Genomic DNA, 15,734 nt, shown 5'->3' with positions numbered 1-15,734 from the left:
CGGTCCTCCGGCCCCGGGGTCAGTACCTGCGCCGGATGCGCCAGCAGTGGCTGTGCCAGTGCCGGCGGCCCTCCACTGCCGCCTGGCGGCCCAGCAGGGAATCCTCCTGCCACACCACCAGGTGCGGGGTTCCCGGCGGGATGACCTGGCCGCAGCCGGGGCACCGGTAGTCCTTGGCAGCGTTCTTCGCCGTGATCTGCCGCACGGACCATTCGCCGTCGGGGCCGCTTTCGCGCCGGGGAATTCCGGCACGGGTCCGCTCCAGATCCACGTCCGGGGCGGGCGCCGCCCACTTGCGGCGGGCATTCCTACCGGCGGGGCTGCCGGCGGCGGGCGCACGGCGGGGACGGTTGGAACGGGGCATAGAAGTCATTTTGCCGCAGATCAGCCGGTAAAGTGCAACTGTGCGTTTAGTAATAGCCCGCTGCTCCGTTGACTACGTCGGCCGCCTCCGTGCCCACCTGCCCCTGGCCGTACGGCTCCTGATGGTCAAGGCCGACGGTTCGGTCCTGATCCATTCCGACGGCGGATCCTACAAACCGCTGAACTGGATGAGCCCGCCGGCGACCATGCGCAGCGTGGAGCCGGACGAAACCGACGCCGAGGCCGGCGTCACCGAGGTGTGGAACGTGCAGAGCGCCAAGACGGACGACCGTCTGGTGATCAGCATCCATGAGCGTTTCTCCGACGTTTCCCATGATCTGGGTACCGATCCCGGCCTCATCAAGGACGGCGTGGAAGCGGACCTGCAGCGGTTGCTGGCCGAACAGATCAACCGGCTGGGCGAGGGTTATACGCTGATCCGCCGCGAGTACATGACAGCCATTGGCCCGGTGGACATCCTGGCCCGGGACTCCACCGGTGCCACCGTGGCGGTGGAACTGAAGCGCCGCGGTGATATCGACGGCGTGGAGCAGCTGACCCGCTACCTTGAACTGCTGAACCGGGATCCGTTGCTGGCTCCGGTCAAAGGCGTTTTCGCCGCCCAGCAGATCAAGCCCCAGGCCCGGGTTCTGGCAGAGGACCGCGGCATTTCCTGCCTCACGCTCGACTACGACGCCATGCGCGGCGTCGACGACCGCGACTCGCGTCTTTTCTGAGGACCGGCGTCTTTTCCGGCGTAGGGCAGCATGCCTCCCCACCCGTAGGCGCGGTGCCTAGAATCGGTGCATGACGCCTACGGCTCCCAATGACAACCGCGGCTTTCTGCGGGGTACCGTCCTCACCCCTGATGACCTGGTGCCCGACGGGGTCCTTGCCTTCGAAGCGGACCGGATCGTGTACGCGGGGCCGCAGGCGGGTTTTGCCCCCTCGGGCTGGCCCGAAGCGGTCCCGGTGCCCGACGGGGCACTGATCCTTCCCGGGCTCGTTGACCTGCACTGCCACGGGGCCCTCGGCCGGGACTTCACCACTGCGGACGACGGCGGGGCGCGGCACGCCGCTGCCTTTCTGCATGCCTCCGGCACCACCACGCTGCTGGCCACCGCGGTCCCGGCCCCGCGGGCGGAACTCCTCGCCGCAGCGGCACGGCTCGGAGCACTGGCACGGGAGGGAATGGTGGCCGGTATCCATGCCGAAGGCCCCTTCCTCTCCCCCGCCCGGCACGGACCCCACGATCCCGCCTATCTGCTGCCCCCGGACCCCGCGTTGGTGGATGACCTGCTGGCGGCCTCGGAAAATGAACTGGTCACCATGACCTATGCTCCGGAACTTCCCGGCGCCGAGGACCTGGTGGACCTGTTGGTGAGCCGGGGAATCACGCCGTCGCTGGGACATACGGATGCCGATGATGCCACAGCCGCCGCATCGCTTGAGGCGGCGCGCGAGGAGCTGGAAGAGGCGGGATTTGACGGGTACGCCCCGCGGCCAACGGTGACACACCTGTTCAACGGCATGCCTCCGTTGCACCCCCGCTCCCCCGGCGCGGCGGCCGCGTGCCTGCGCGCCGCACGGCGCGGGGAGGCCGTGCTGGAAGTCATCGCCGACGGGGCCCGCCTGGACCCGGCCATGCTGCGGACCGTGTTCGAGCTTGCCGGCGGAGACAACGTAGCCCTGGTCAGCGCTGCCATGGCAGCCCCCGGCGGGGCCGGCGGCACCACCACCCTCCTGCAGTGCCTCGCCCGAGCAGTGGAGGCAGGCGTACCGCTGGCGGATGCCGTGCGTTCCGCCACCGTGGTGCCTGCGGACGTGCTTCGGTTAGCCGATGAAGTGGGGGCGCTGCGCCGCGGGCTGCGGGCTGACGCACTGGTGGTTGGCCCGGACCTGGAGCTGCACGCGGTCCTGCGCTGCGGGAGCTGGCTGCCTGCCCCGGAATCACTTGGGAAATAGTTCAAAATATTTGGTTTTGAGCATTGACCCCGGAAATCGCTTATGCCACTCTATTACCAAGTCTTTGTGTAGGTGTTTTTTCATGCTCGCAAGACCGTTGCGAGCGAGAAGCTCCTCAAGGAACTGCTGAATGGCAAGAACTTGGGCTTTCTTGCTTCAGTAACACAGCCGGCACGGAGCGTGCAGGTAAGTTCCATAAATGAGGAGAAATAATGGCTCAGGGTACCGTCAAATGGTTCAACGCTGAAAAGGGCTTCGGCTTCATCACCCCGGACGACTCCGACGGCGACGTCTTCGTCCACTACTCCGAGATCCAGACCAACGGATTCAAGACCCTCGACGAGAACCAGCGCGTTTCCTTCGAGATCGGCCAGGGCGCCAAGGGCCCCCAGGCCACCGGCGTAACCGCCCTCTAAGCGAGCGTCTTCGAAACATTTGGGAAAGCCCCCGGCAGTCGCCGGGGGCTTTCCCTTTTATGTGCCGGGACGCTATCCGCGGCGCCGGGCTACATTCGCACCCAATGCGCGAAGATTCGCCATGAAATTCTCATAACCCCGATCAATATGGTCAACCCCGCGCACCTCCGTGGTGCCGTCCGCCGCCAGCCCGGCAATAACCAGGGCAGCACCGGCGCGGATATCGTTCGCCACCACCGGGGCACCAGAAAGAAGCGGCACCCCCTGGATCAAGGCATGGTGGCCGTCCAGGCGGACCACGGCACCGAGCCGCGCCAACTCCGAGGTAAAGCCCCACCTCGCTTCAAAGACGTTCTCCGTGACCATCCCGGACCCGCTGGAGACCGCGTTGAGGGCCACCACAAACGGCTGCAGGTCCGTGGGGAAGCCCGGATAGGGCAACGTGGACACGTTGATGGGATCGGGCCGTGCGGGGCCCTTCACCGAGAACCAGTCCTCCCCCGTGCTGACCTCGCATCCGGCCTGCACCAACTTGTCCAGCACTACGGCCAGCGCTGAGGCATCCGCGGAGCGCACTTCGATCTCGCCCCCGGTAATCGCCGCGGCGAACGCCCAGGTCCCGGCCACGATCCGGTCCGGAACCACGCGGTGCACCACGGGACGCAGTTCTCCGACGCCGTCAATCACCAGCGTATTGGTGCCGACCCCGCCGATCCTGGCCCCCATCGCATTGAGCATCTGCGCAATGTCGCTGATCTCCGGCTCGCGGGCCGCATTGTCAATCACCGTCCGACCGCGGGCCAGGGTGGCAGCCATCATCAGGTTCTCGGTGGCGCCAACGCTCGGGAAATCCAGGATGTGCGCCGCACCATGCAGGCCTTCCGGAACCGAGGCCACCAGGTAGCCGTGGTCTATGCCGATCTCCGCCCCCATCAGCTCGAGCCCGGAGCGGTGCATATCCAGCCCGCGGGAACCGATGGCGTCTCCGCCGGGAAGGGCAACCTCGGCACGGCGGCAGCGGGCCACCAGCGGGCCCAGCACCGAAATGGACGCCCGCATGGCACGGACCAGGTCGTAGTCAGCCTGGTGGCCCAGTTCTGCCGGTACGTCCACGGCAACCGTGGCGGCTTCGACGTCGTAATCCACCGTGCAGCCAAGGCGGCGCAGCAGCTCGGCCATGATCCAGACATCCTGGATATTGGGCACATTCGTAATCACGGACCGGCCCTGGGCGAGCAGCGTGGCGGCCATCAGCTTCAGGACGCTGTTCTTCGCCCCCGGGACGGTGACCGTGCCCCGCAGAGTTGACGGACCGGTAACAACAATGACGTCTTCCATTACTCCATACTAGGCGGAGGGGGCACCGCCCCGGGCAGCCGCAAAAGGCCCGGCAGTGCAAAAGGCCCGGCAACAAAAAAGGCACAGGGAAGAATCCCTGTGCCTTTGCAGCCGGCTAGCGCCAGGTGCCGATGCCGACCACGGGGCCGGCCTCGACCCAGGACGAAAGTCCGGTGTACGCCTCGTAGGTCATGGCCACCAGGACAACACTGCCCTGGTAGTTGAGCCGGACCACAACGGCGCCGGGCTGGATGCGGGCCCGCTCGGCTTCGGTCGGCTCCCGCCAGCCGCCCATCTCCAGCGAACTGCGCAGGAAACGGTACGGCGGACGGGGGCTGAGCGAAACCAGGCGAAGCCACTCCAAATGGGTGTCCGTATAACGGCAAACCCCCATCCGCCACCCGCCGGGCGGGAAGCAGATGGAGGCGTCAAGAGTTCCCAAGGTGCGCCGCAGCTGGCTGCGGCGCACCCAGAAAAGCACTACTGCCAGGACGAGCAGCCCGAACAGGGCTGCCAGCGCTAGGAACACGTAGGAGCTCTCCATCGGTGGGGGTCAGCGGATCCCGGCGGTTGCTTCGTTGGTCACCTTGGCATTGTCGGCCACGATGACCACACGGTTGTTGTCCACGGAGAAGAACCCTCCATCGACGCTTACCTCAATGCGCGAGCCGGAGACCGGCTCGATGGCCAGCGTACCTTCGGCCAGGATGGCCAGCACCGGAGAGTGTCCGGGAAGGATCCCGATCTCGCCGTCGCTGGTGCGGGCCTTGACCATCTTTGCCGCTCCCGACCACACGAAGTGGTCGGCTGCCACAATCTCAACTTCGAGTTCGTTCGCCATGTGGCTTACTTCCCGGTCTGCTCTTGGATCTTCGCCCACTGACGCTCGACATCGTCCATGCCGCCGACGTTGAAGAAGGCCTGCTCGGCGATGTGGTCCACGTCGCCGTCGCAGATGGCCTTGAAGCCCTCGATGGTGTCCTTGACGGAAACCGTGGAGCCTTCAACACCGGTGAACTGCTTGGCGGTGTAGGTGTTCTGGGAGAGGAACTGCTGGATGCGGCGTGCACGCGACACGACGATCTTGTCTTCTTCCGAGAGCTCGTCAACACCGAGGATGGCGATGATGTCCTGCAGTTCCTTGTTCTTCTGGAGGATCTGCTTGACGCGGATGGCCGTGTCGTAGTGCGCCTGGCCAACGTACTGCGGGTCGAGGATGCGCGACGTCGAGGTCAGCGGATCCACGGCCGGGTACAGGCCGCGGGATGCGATTTCACGGGAAAGTTCCGTGGTTGCGTCCAGGTGGGCGAACGTGGTGGCCGGAGCCGGGTCGGTGTAGTCGTCAGCAGGGACGTAAATGGCCTGCATGGACGTGATCGAGTGACCCTTGGTGGAGGTGATGCGCTCCTGCAGCAGACCCATCTCGTCAGCCAGGTTCGGCTGGTAGCCCACAGCGGAAGGCATGCGGCCGAGAAGGGTGGAAACCTCGGAACCTGCCTGCGTGAAGCGGAAGATGTTGTCGATGAAGAGCAGCACGTCCTGGTTCTGCACATCGCGGAAGTACTCCGCCATGGTCAGGCCGGACAGGGCCACGCGAAGGCGCGTTCCCGGCGGTTCGTCCATCTGGCCGAATACAAGGGCCGTGTCCTTCAGGACGCCTGCCTCTTCCATTTCAACCCAGAGGTCGTTGCCTTCACGGGTACGCTCACCCACGCCGGCGAAGACCGAGGTACCGCCGAAGTTGCGGGCCACACGGGTGATCATTTCCTGGATCAGCACGGTCTTGCCGACGCCGGCACCGCCGAACAGGCCGATCTTGCCGCCCTTGATGTACGGGGTCAGGAGGTCGATCACCTTGATGCCCGTTTCGAGCATCTCGGTGGAACCCTCAAGGTCCGCGAAGTTCGGAGCGGAACGGTGGATCGGCCAGCGCTCGGAGATTTCCAGCTTGTCGGCAGGAACATCGAGGGGCTCGCCCAGGACGTTGAAGATGTGGCCCTTGACGCCGTCACCCACGGGGACGGAGATGGGGGCACCGGTGTCGACCACGGCTGCGCCGCGGACCAGGCCGTCGGTGGCCTGCAGGGAGATTGCACGAACGAGGTTGTCGCCCAGGTGCTGGGAGGTCTCGAAGGTGATGGTGCGCTTGGCGCCGTTGACCTCAAGCTCGGTGGTCAGGGCGTTGTAGATGGTGGGGATTGCGTCAGCCGGGAATTCGACGTCGACAACCGGGCCAATGACACGGGCGATACGGCCTGTGGCGCCCGGTGCTACGGAGGTTGCTCCGTGCTCGGCAGTTTGGGCAGTCATCTCTCTCACTTCACTCAGTTAGATGGCGTGTGGACTAAGTTTTGTTTTGCTTTGGAGCCTGGCGTGATGCGGCCGGTCAGGATGCGCTGAGCGCGTCCGCACCGGCAACGATCTCGGAAAGCTCCTGGGTGATTTCAGCCTGACGGGCGTTGTTGCGAAGTCGCGTGTACTTCTTGATCAGGTCCGTGGCGTTGTCACCTGCGGCCTTCATGGCGCGCTGGCGGGCTGCAAGCTCGGAAGCGGCGGCCTGGAGCATGGCTGCGAAGATGCGCGACTCGATGTAGCGCGGCAGCAGTGCGTCCAGGACCTTTTCGGGCTCGGGCTCGTATTCGTAGAGGGGCAGGAACTCAGCGTTGGGCTGTGCTTCTTCCTCCACTACCTCCAGCGGCAGCAGCCGGATGACCGCAGGTTCCTGAATAACCATGGACTTGAAGCGCGTGTAGACAATGTGGATTTCATCCACGCCGCCGTCTTCGTAGGCCGTATTGAAGTCATCGAGGAGTGCCTTGCCGATTTCTCGGGCTGTTTCGAACTCGGGTGCGTCGGTACCGCCGGTCCAGACCCGTTCCACTGAACGGTTGCGGAATTCGTAGTACGCCTGCGCCTTGCGTCCGACAAGGTAGGTCTTAACTTCCTTGCCCTCTTCACGGAGCAATTCATTAAGTGCTTCGCCCTGCTTGAGGACACCGGCGGAGTACGATCCGGCAAGACCGCGGTCGGAGGTCATGATGACCACGGCTGCACGCCGGATCTGCTCCGGTTCGGTCGTCAGCGGATGGTCGATCTCCGACTGGGATGCCACAGCAGAAACGGCACGGGTGATCGCATTGGAGTAAGGCAGTGACGCAGCCACACGGGTGCGCGCCTTTCCGATGCGAGAGGCAGCAATCAGCTCCATCGCCTTGAAGATCTTCTGCATCGACGTGGTCGACGCAATCTTCTGGCGGTAGACCCGAATTTGGGCTCCCATACTTTTCCTTTCAGTTCCTAGCGTTCGAACTAGGGGCTAAGGCAATGGCCAGGGGTTCCGCTGCCGGGCGTGATGCCCGGCAGCGGAACTTCCCAGGCCGCTAGCGCTTCTGCTTGACGATCTTTTCCTGGTCTACGGAGTCCTCGTCCAAGGCCGAGGTCTCTTCGTTGCCGGCAGCAACCATGCGGTTGTCGCCTTCGCCGAAGAAGCCCTGCTTGAAGTTGGTGATGAGCGTCTTCATCTCATCAACCGTGGAATCCTCGAGCTTGTTCGTCTCGGCCAGGACGGTCATGACGGACGAGGAGTGGCGTACGTGCTCCAGGAACTCGGACTCGAAGCGGCGGACGTCCTCAACGGGGACGTCATCCAGGTAGCCGTTGGTGCCCATCCAGATGGAGACAACCTGGTCTTCCACCGGGTACGGCGCGTACTGGCCCTGCTTGAGCAGTTCCATCAGGCGTGCACCGCGGGTCAGCTGCTGGCGGGAAGCCGCATCCAGGTCCGAGGCGAACATGGCGAATGCCTGCATGTCCCGGTACTGGGCCAATTCCAGCTTCAACGTACCGGAGACCTTCTTCATGGCCTTCTGCTGGGCGGCACCACCAACGCGGGACACCGAGATGCCCACGTCGACTGCCGGACGCTGGTTGGCGTTGAAGAGGTCCGACTGCAGGAAGATCTGGCCGTCGGTGATGGAGATGACGTTGGTCGGGATGTAGGCCGAGACGTCGTTTGCCTTGGTTTCGATGATCGGCAGGCCGGTCATCGAGCCGGCACCGAGCTCGTCGGAGAGCTTGGCGCAACGTTCCAGCAGACGGGAGTGCAAGTAGAACACGTCGCCCGGGTAGGCTTCGCGTCCCGGCGGGCGGCGCAGCAGCAGCGACACGGCGCGGTAGGCTTCGGCCTGCTTGGACAGGTCATCAAAGATGATGAGGACGTGCTTGCCGCCGTACATCCAGTGCTGGCCGATGGCCGAGCCGGCGTACGGTGCCAGGTACTTGAAGCCTGCGGGGTCGGATGCCGGGGAGGCCACGATGGTGGTGTACTCCATGGCGCCCTGGTCTTCCAGCGTGCGCTTGATCTCGGCGATCGTGGACGCCTTCTGGCCGATGGCTACGTAGATGCAGCGAACCTGCTTCTGGACGTCGCCGGACTCCCAGTTGGCCTTCTGGTTCAGGATGGTGTCCACGGCAATGGCGGTCTTACCCGTCTTGCGGTCACCAATGATCAGCTGGCGCTGGCCGCGGCCGATCGGAATCATGGCGTCGATAGCCTTGAGACCGGTCTGGAGCGGCTCGTGGACCGACTTGCGCTGGGTAACGCCGGGTGCCTGGAGTTCCAGTGCACGGCGCGCTTCAGCCTGGATCGGGCCCAGGTCATCCATCGGCTCGCCCAGCGGGTCCACAACGCGGCCCAGGAAGGCATCGCCTACGGGTACGGACAGGACTTCACCGGTGCGGTGTACTTCCTGGCCTTCTTCGATACCGGCGAAATCGCCAAGTACCACGACACCGATTTCACGGGTGTCAAGGTTCTGGGCGAGGCCCAGCGTGCCGTCCTCAAACCGAAGCAGCTCATTCGCCATAACGGAGGGCAGGCCCTCCACACGGGCAATGCCGTCGCTGGCGGTGGTTACGCGGCCAACTTCAACGCGCTCTGCGTTTCCGGGTTCGTAGGACGCCGCGAATTCGTTCAACGCATTACGGACGTCGTCGGCGTTGATGGTCAATTCGGCCATCTGCAGTCCCTGCTCTCCTATGTTGTGATCATCGCTTCGAGCCGATGACCGTGATTGGTACTCAATTGTTTCTCGGGCCGTTTCCGGCCGTGACTAGACAGCGAGCTTTCGGCGAAGTTCTGTCAGACGCGTCGCAACGGTGGAATCAACTACTTCATCCCCCACTGTGACACGGATGCCGCCGAGAATCGCCGGGTCCACGTTGACGTTGATCTTCAGCTCGCGGCCATACAGCCCGTTGAGGGAGGACTGCAGACGCTTCTGCTGCTCCTGCGTCAGCGGACGGCTGGACTGCACATCGGCAATCCACCGCTGCTGCCGGCCGGCTACCAGTTCCATAAAACGGGTGACCAGTGCCGAGGGGCGCAGGCCGCGCGGGGCGGTAACTGCCTGCTTCACCAGCACCTTTGCTTCGGCTCCCATGCCCGGCACAAGCTTCAGCGCCAGCTCGGAACGCGCTGCGGCCGAGGCCTGCGGTTCCTGCAGGGCACGCTGCACCTCGTGGTTGGCTGCAACTACCTGGTTGAAGCGGAACAGTTCGCTTTCCAGTGCTTCAAGGTTGGCCAGGCCGGGGCCCTTGTTTTCCGCCACTGCGGAAACAACCGTTGCGCCCAGGGTTTCCAGGGCGTCGCCGAGGTCACGCGCTGCGCGCCACCGCGACTCAACCAGGGAAACAACAAGCTGCTCGGCATCGGCGGAAACCTTGCCGCGCACCAGCTTGGAGACCAGGGATGCCTTGGCAGAGGCTTCACGAGCCGGATCCGTCAGGGCACGCAGCAGTCCAGCGTCGCTGTCCAGCAGGCCCAGAATTCCAAAGAGTTCTTCAGCCAGGGACAGGCTCGCCGTCGGAAGCATGGCTTCCAGCTTTTCCTGTGCCGCGGCCAGTGACTCGCTCGATATACCTGCCATTACTGGACCGCACCTGCGTTCTGGTTATCCAGGTCGTCAAGGAAGCGGTCAACGACACGGGCTGCGCGGGCATCATCGGCGAGGGATTCCCCGACGATCTTGCTGGCAAGCTCCGTGGCGAGGGTGCCCACTTCACTGCGGAGGGAAACGACAGCTGCCTGGCGCTCCGCCTCGATGGCGACGTGGGACTGTTCCATGATGCGGGCGGATTCTGCGCCGGCCTTGGCCTTGAGGTCGGCAAGGATCTGGGCGCCTTCGGCGCGTGCTTCCTCGCGGATCCGGTTGGCCTCGGTACGGGCGTCAATCAGCTGCTGCTTGTATTCGTCCAGAGCCGCGCTGGCCTCGGCCTGTGCGGCTTCGGCCTTCTTGAGTCCGCCTTCGATGGCCTCGGTACGCTCTGCATACGTCTTCTCGAACATCGGGACGACGAACTTGACCACGATGAACATCAGCACAGCGAAGCCAAGCAGTGTTACGAGGATCTCCCAGATGTTTGGGATCAGAGGATTCGCGCCTTCTTCAGCGGCGAGGATTAGTGCCTCGTTCATTTCAATCCGTCCTATCTACTTGGTTAGGAAAATACGCGCTGAAGTTAGCTGAGGACGAACGCGAAAACCAGACCAAGGATAGCCAGTGCTTCAGTCAGTGCCAGGCCCAGGAAGGCGATGGGCTGCAGGACGCGCTGAGCCTCCGGCTGGCGGGCAACACCGTTGATGTAGGCAGCGAAGACCAGACCCACGCCGATGGCGCCGCCGATGGCGGACAGACCGTAGCCGACGAGGTTGATGTTGCCGTTGATTTCACCAATCATTTGGCTTGTTCCTTTCAAGATGCCCCGGAGGGCAGGTTGTGTGGTTCAGGGGTTTCCCCCGGAAGGGGGAGGTTTAGTGTTCCTCGGCGATGGAGCCTTGGATGTAGATCGCGGTCAGCAGGGTAAAGACATACGCCTGCAGGACCTGGATCAAAACTTCGAACAGGAACATGGCGACGCCGCCGATCAGGGTGAGAGCACCCAGCGGCTTCAGCAGTCCCTCAGCCTCGAGCAGCAGGAACGAGGTTCCGGCACCCGCAAGCATGATGATCAGGTGGCCCGACAGCATGGTCGCGAAGAGTCGCAGGCTGTGAGTGATCGGGCGGACCAGGAAGGTGGAGATGATCTCGATCAGCACCACCAGGGGGAGGATGGCAATGGGCACACCGGACGGCACCGTGGCGTACTTGAAGTAGGCGATGCCATGCTTCTTGATGCCGAGGATGATCCAGGTGAAGTACACAATGCCTGCCAGGGCGTAGGCCGTACCCACGTGGGACGTGGTTGGCAGCTGCGCCAGCGGAATGCTGCCCCAGAGGTTGTTGATCAGGATGAAGAAGAAGAGTGAGAACAGCAGCGGGGTGAAGGCCCTGAAGTCCTTTTCACCGATGATGTCGCGTCCGATCGAGTTGCGGACGAAGTTGTAGCTCCATTCGCCCAGGAACTGCAGCCGGCCCGGGACCATCTGGCCCTTTCGGGCAGCGGCCACGAAGAACCATCCGAGAATGAGGACGGAAAGAAGGATAAGCAGCATCTGCTTACCGAATCCCTCTCCACTTTCGGCGCCCCAGGGAAGGATCTCAGGGAGGTGCATGTCTTCGAGGGTGGGTGGAACGAATCCCTCGTCATTGGAGGCGGGAAGCGCAAGCGCGATCAACGCGTTTCCTCTCTGCTGTGTCCATCGTTGGGCATATCATTGGCGGGCACGCACGAGGTGCGCCCTCTATTCAGGTTTTGTGAAATCAATTCGATTTATCCGTATCCGGCTGTTTTCCGCCCTTTGCGGGTCGGTCCGCAGCAGTGGTCAGCCTGTGGGCGGCGGCCACATAGTAGCCACTGACTGCCCCCAGGACGATACCGGCCGGCAAAATCCAGCGAGTTCCCAGGAGACTATCCAGGCTCCACCCTATCAAACCCAGGGCGATGATTCCCGCCAGCAGGTACTGCACCGTTGCGCGGCGCCTGGAGGAGGGAGCTTGGAAGGCTGCGGGACCGGAGGAAGGCTGCTTTTGAGGCATGTCAGGCTCCCTTACGGGCAGGTTCGGGGGTTTCGGTAAATACCAGGTGCCGGGTCCGGGCAAAGGCCCGGATCTCCGTTGCCTGCCATAGAACCACGGCGCCGACGGCAGTCAGGGCAAACCATTCTCGGTGCAGCCAATCAGGCGTGCCCAATCCAAAAAGAATGACGGCGAAACCCACGATCTTAATCGCATAGGTCACCACAAACATTCCGATTGCGCCCGAAGGATTCCTGCGGCCCACGAAATGTCCCACCAGGAGGCTGATTCCGAAGAACGCCGCGATCAGGAACCAGCCGAGCACCGAGCTCACTGCGGCATCCAGACCCGTAAACACTGCGGCTGCTGCCGCGGCCAGGACAGCGGCGCCGCCGGTCACGGCAAGCGCCTTCCCGAGAATCCCCAGCCAGGGGGCCGTCGTCGGCCCGGAGGGGGTCAGGAACCCGGCATCGCGGGAACCGTCTGTGGATCTCATGGTGTGGGCAGTCTTCCTTGCCTGTGATCTGGTGCGTGGCGTCGTGCGTCTCGTGTCCGGAGTCGGGAACCCCGGGAAACTCCGCGGAGTTACCGCGACCCTTGAATTCTACAGTACATAGAAGAAACCTCCGGCAACCGTGTCCCGGGCCTCCGGACGCGGCTGCACGGACCCCGTCAGTGGGCGTAGCGGCGGCTGAAAATGCCCGGAGACGCGAGGTAGAACACCACTACCGCCACGGAGAAAAGGACTCCGGCCGAGGTGGCGCCGGCGCCGGCACCGGCCGTGAACAGGCCTGCCAGCCCGACGGCAAGGGTGCAGCCGGTGACGAACAGTGAAACCTGGACGTGGCTGAGGCCGGTGTCAGTCAACCGCTGGTACACGTGCGAGCGATGCGCCGTGTACCACCGCTCCCCCCTGCGCACCCGGCACAGGAGCGTGGAGAACGTGTCCGCCAAGTACACCAGGATCGGGAAGAGCAGGTACTCCACGTACACACCGGCCAGAAAGGCCGCCACCGCAATACCGGCTATTGACGCACCGAGCAGGTAGCTGCCGACGTCGCCGAGGAAGACGTGGCCCCGGCCCAGGTTCCAGGGCAGGAACGCGGCAAAGGCCGCTGCCGTGACGGCACCGGCCACGGTGAGCCAGATGTGGTCCGACAACACGCCGCTGAGGGAATACAGGATTCCCACTACGAGCCCGTGCAGCCCGGAAATGCCGTTGATGCCGTCCATGAAGTTGGCCACGTTGATGTAGGCCGCTATGGCCAGTCCGCCTACCGGAATCCACCACCAGCTCTGTTCCATGGTCCAGGCCAGGGCGGCGGTGGATGCCAGGCCGATGGCCAGCTGGCTGCCGGCACGCACCCGTACGGAGACGCCCCGCCAGTCCTCGATCCAGCCCAGCAGTGCTGCCAGTCCAATGGTGACAATGAGGATGGCCATCACCGACCGGTCCACGGCAACCAGGCCGGTCACCAGGGACAGCACCAGACCGGCCAGCAGGCCGGCGGCCACGGTGACGCCCACGCCGCGGATCACCACGGTGGTGTGGGACGAGCGCTCGTTCGGAACGTCCAGGACACCCAGCCGGCGCAGCAGCGGGATGAAGGCAAACGGAAGCAGCAGGCTCAGCAGGAACGCAGCCGCCACGCATACGGCCAGCAGCATCAGCCGGTCCGCCGTTCGCCGTAGCTTTCCTGGCCGGTGCGCGGCTCGTCCGTGCGGGCGGTGCCTGCGTCGGGAAGCCGGACGACTCCGGCGGCGGCGTCTCCGGCTGCCGGGTCCGCCAGCCCGCAGCGGCGCAGCCAGTCCGCCAGGTCCAGGTCATCGGGATTGAGCACGGCGACGGAAGCGTGGGAAATCTTCGGGTGGAACGGCCGGGAATCCTCTTCACCGGTGCCCACCAGGATTTCGTGCATCTTTTCGCCCTGGCGCAGGCCGGTGAAGACAATGTCGATGTCCTTGCCGGACATGGCAATCATGCGGCGGGCGACGTCGAGGATCTTCACGGGCTCGCCCATGTCCAGGATCATCACCTCTCCCCCGCGTCCGATGGCGCCGGCCTGGATCACCAGCTGGCAGGCCTCGGGGATGGTCATGAAGAACCGGGTGACCTCGGGGTCGGTGACGGTGAGGGGCCCGCCCTGCCGGATCTGTTCGCTGAAGAGCGGCAGCATGGAGCCGCGGCTTCCAATGACGTTGCCGAAGCGGACGGAAACGTAGCGTTCGCCGGAGTCCTCGGCCATCCAGGCCGTGAGCTTCTCGGCCACGCGCTTGGAGTGGCCCAGGACCGTGGTGGGGTTGGCCGCCTTGTCCGTGGAGATATTCACGAAGTGGCGCACGCCGGCATTCCGGGCGGCGGCGAGCACGTTCGCGGTGCCCAGCACATTGGTTTTCCAGGCTTCCTGCGGGTACTGCTCGAGCAGGGAGACGTGTTTGAGGGCGGCGGCGTGGAAGACGACGTCGGGGCGGCGCTCCGCGAAGATCCGTTCCAGCGCCTGCGGGTCCCGGATGTCGGCCAGGACCGTGTCCCGGCCGTCCAGCAGGCCCCGGCCGGTGATGGAGAGCTGGGTCAGCTGGAGGCCTGTCTCGTCACGGTCCACCATGATGAGCTCACCGGGATTAAACGCGGTGATCTGCCGGCAGAGCTCGGAACCGATGGAGCCGCCTGCGCCGGTGACCAGCACCTTCTTGCCGGAAAGGTAGCCTGCTACCTCGTCCACGTGGATGTCCACCGGCCGGCGGCCGATCAGGTCCTCCACCGCAACGTCCCGGAAGTCGCCCAGGCCAGCCCCGGCACCCTTGGCCAGCATGTCCTTGAGCGGGGGCAGCACCAGTACGCGCAGGTTCAGGCCTTCGGCGCGGTCGGAAATCTCCCGCACCTGCCGGGCTTCAACCTCGGCAAAAGCGACGATAAGGACCGTGGCGCGGGTGCGGTGCACCACTTCGGCAAGGTCCCCCAGCTTCCCCAGTACCGGAACCGTGGCCAGGCGCAGGTGCTTCTTCGCGGGGTCGTCATCGATCAGGCCCACCGGGTAGTACGGGGACTCCGGATCCTTCATCATCCGGGAGACCAACGAACTGCCCAGGAAACCGGCACCGTAGATCAGGGTCCGCTGTGCTTCCTCGCCCGGGCGGGTCCGGCTTTCGACGTACATCCTCTTGACGTAGCGGATGGCCGCCATGAACAGGCAGGCAAACGGGAAGGCGATCATGCCGGTGCTTCGCGGAATGTCGATGACCAGGCCGAACAGTGCGCTGGCCAGGACCAGGATGGCGGAGACAATCAGGGTCACCACGGCCAGCAGGCGCATCTCATGGAAGCTGCCGAAGCTGTAGCGTCCCCGGTAGAGGGCGAACGAATAACCGACGATCAGCTGCGTCAGGACCGCCACGCCGCAGAACACGGCAAGACCGCCGGGACTGATCTGCTCAACCGTCAGCTCGTACCGCAGTACCAGGGCAAGGACAATGGACACGATCCATGCCAGGGAATCCAGCATGTACTGCGACCAGAGCCACAGAACAGGTTTTTCCTCCCTGGGAAGGCTGGTGTTGTCCGTAGGTTTTTGCCTCATGGTCCTCAACGGGTAGGTACCCGGCTTTCTTCTCGGTCGAGCGAAGAACTGGTGGAAGAATCCGGTGTAATAGACTGGAATCTATTCAGCATACTAACTGCAGACCCTGATCTGTTTCG

At 64.1% G+C, this 15,734-nt stretch carries 17 protein-coding genes; 3 read left to right on the top strand and 14 right to left on the bottom strand.

The features are described from left to right. Positions 1–19: 19 nt before the first annotated feature. Complete coding sequence (locus tag AC5RUF_RS07095) at positions 20–364, bottom strand: Rv1322 family protein (protein WP_494130107.1); 345 nt, start codon at positions 362–364, stop codon at positions 20–22. A 40-nt stretch (positions 365–404) separates the two neighbouring features. Between AC5RUF_RS07095 and nucS the strand changes: the two genes are divergently transcribed. The 3 genes from nucS to AC5RUF_RS07080 all read left to right on the top strand — a co-directional run bounded on the left by nucS (position 405) and on the right by AC5RUF_RS07080 (position 2,744). After that, positions 405–1,100: an endonuclease NucS gene (nucS, locus tag AC5RUF_RS07090; RefSeq protein WP_493998946.1), complete on the top strand. Its 696-nt coding sequence runs from the start codon at positions 405–407 to the stop codon at positions 1,098–1,100. 70 nt (positions 1,101–1,170) lie between these two features. Continuing rightward, the gene (locus tag AC5RUF_RS07085) at positions 1,171–2,328 is read left to right on the top strand and encodes an amidohydrolase family protein (RefSeq protein ID WP_494130106.1); all 1,158 of its coding nucleotides are present in this window, start codon (positions 1,171–1,173) and stop codon (positions 2,326–2,328) included. Positions 2,329–2,540: 212 nt separating this feature from the next. Beyond that, entirely contained in the window at positions 2,541–2,744 is a 204-nt protein-coding gene (locus AC5RUF_RS07080) for a cold-shock protein (RefSeq protein ID WP_146361532.1), read from the top strand. Positions 2,745–2,816: 72 nt separating this feature from the next. Here the strand turns inward: AC5RUF_RS07080 and murA are convergent, their stop codons facing one another. The 13 genes from murA to AC5RUF_RS07015 all read right to left on the bottom strand — a co-directional run bounded on the left by murA (position 2,817) and on the right by AC5RUF_RS07015 (position 15,615). Further along, positions 2,817–4,082 carry a UDP-N-acetylglucosamine 1-carboxyvinyltransferase gene (murA, locus tag AC5RUF_RS07075; protein WP_493996407.1) on the bottom strand — a complete coding sequence of 422 codons (1,266 nt, stop codon included), beginning with the start codon at positions 4,080–4,082 and terminating at the stop codon, positions 2,817–2,819. Positions 4,083–4,197: 115 nt separating this feature from the next. Then, positions 4,198–4,626, bottom strand: a complete 429-nt coding sequence (locus AC5RUF_RS07070; protein WP_493996406.1) for a DUF2550 domain-containing protein — start codon at positions 4,624–4,626, stop codon at positions 4,198–4,200. Positions 4,627–4,635: 9 nt separating this feature from the next. Next, positions 4,636–4,923 carry a F0F1 ATP synthase subunit epsilon gene (locus AC5RUF_RS07065; RefSeq protein WP_493996405.1) on the bottom strand — a complete coding sequence of 96 codons (288 nt, stop codon included), beginning with the start codon at positions 4,921–4,923 and terminating at the stop codon, positions 4,636–4,638. Positions 4,924–4,928: 5 nt separating this feature from the next. After that, positions 4,929–6,392, bottom strand: a complete 1,464-nt coding sequence (atpD, locus tag AC5RUF_RS07060; protein ID WP_493996404.1) for a F0F1 ATP synthase subunit beta — start codon at positions 6,390–6,392, stop codon at positions 4,929–4,931. Between the two features lie 76 nt (positions 6,393–6,468). Next, positions 6,469–7,362 carry a F0F1 ATP synthase subunit gamma gene (locus tag AC5RUF_RS07055; RefSeq protein ID WP_494130105.1) on the bottom strand — a complete coding sequence of 298 codons (894 nt, stop codon included), beginning with the start codon at positions 7,360–7,362 and terminating at the stop codon, positions 6,469–6,471. A 100-nt stretch (positions 7,363–7,462) separates the two neighbouring features. Further along, positions 7,463–9,100 carry a F0F1 ATP synthase subunit alpha gene (atpA, locus tag AC5RUF_RS07050; protein WP_493996402.1) on the bottom strand — a complete coding sequence of 546 codons (1,638 nt, stop codon included), beginning with the start codon at positions 9,098–9,100 and terminating at the stop codon, positions 7,463–7,465. A gap of 93 nt (positions 9,101–9,193) precedes the next feature. Continuing rightward, positions 9,194–10,009: a F0F1 ATP synthase subunit delta gene (locus tag AC5RUF_RS07045; protein WP_494130104.1), complete on the bottom strand. Its 816-nt coding sequence runs from the start codon at positions 10,007–10,009 to the stop codon at positions 9,194–9,196. Beyond that, positions 10,009–10,557, bottom strand: a complete 549-nt coding sequence (locus AC5RUF_RS07040) for a F0F1 ATP synthase subunit B (protein ID WP_494130103.1) — start codon at positions 10,555–10,557, stop codon at positions 10,009–10,011. Before AC5RUF_RS07040 ends, AC5RUF_RS07045 begins: the two co-directional genes overlap by 1 nt. 44 nt (positions 10,558–10,601) lie before the next feature. Beyond that, complete coding sequence (gene atpE / locus AC5RUF_RS07035) at positions 10,602–10,820, bottom strand: ATP synthase F0 subunit C (RefSeq protein ID WP_227913847.1); 219 nt, start codon at positions 10,818–10,820, stop codon at positions 10,602–10,604. A gap of 73 nt (positions 10,821–10,893) precedes the next feature. Next, entirely contained in the window at positions 10,894–11,697 is an 804-nt protein-coding gene (gene atpB, locus AC5RUF_RS07030; RefSeq protein WP_494130102.1) for a F0F1 ATP synthase subunit A, read from the bottom strand. A gap of 362 nt (positions 11,698–12,059) precedes the next feature. Continuing rightward, positions 12,060–12,533 carry a hypothetical protein gene (locus AC5RUF_RS07025; protein WP_493996398.1) on the bottom strand — a complete coding sequence of 158 codons (474 nt, stop codon included), beginning with the start codon at positions 12,531–12,533 and terminating at the stop codon, positions 12,060–12,062. Positions 12,534–12,709: 176 nt separating this feature from the next. Then, positions 12,710–13,705, bottom strand: coding sequence for an MraY family glycosyltransferase (locus AC5RUF_RS07020; RefSeq protein WP_494130101.1), 996 nt, complete (start codon positions 13,703–13,705; stop codon positions 12,710–12,712). Beyond that, positions 13,705–15,615 carry a polysaccharide biosynthesis protein gene (locus tag AC5RUF_RS07015; protein WP_494130100.1) on the bottom strand — a complete coding sequence of 637 codons (1,911 nt, stop codon included), beginning with the start codon at positions 15,613–15,615 and terminating at the stop codon, positions 13,705–13,707. The genes AC5RUF_RS07020 and AC5RUF_RS07015 overlap by 1 nt, the downstream gene beginning before the upstream one ends. Positions 15,616–15,734: the final 119 nt, after the last annotated feature.

The sequence above is a fragment of the Arthrobacter sp. Y3224198 genome (assembly GCF_059090025.1).
The sequence above is the reverse complement of the archived record's forward strand: the minus strand, read 5'-3'. Positions and strand labels throughout refer to the sequence as shown.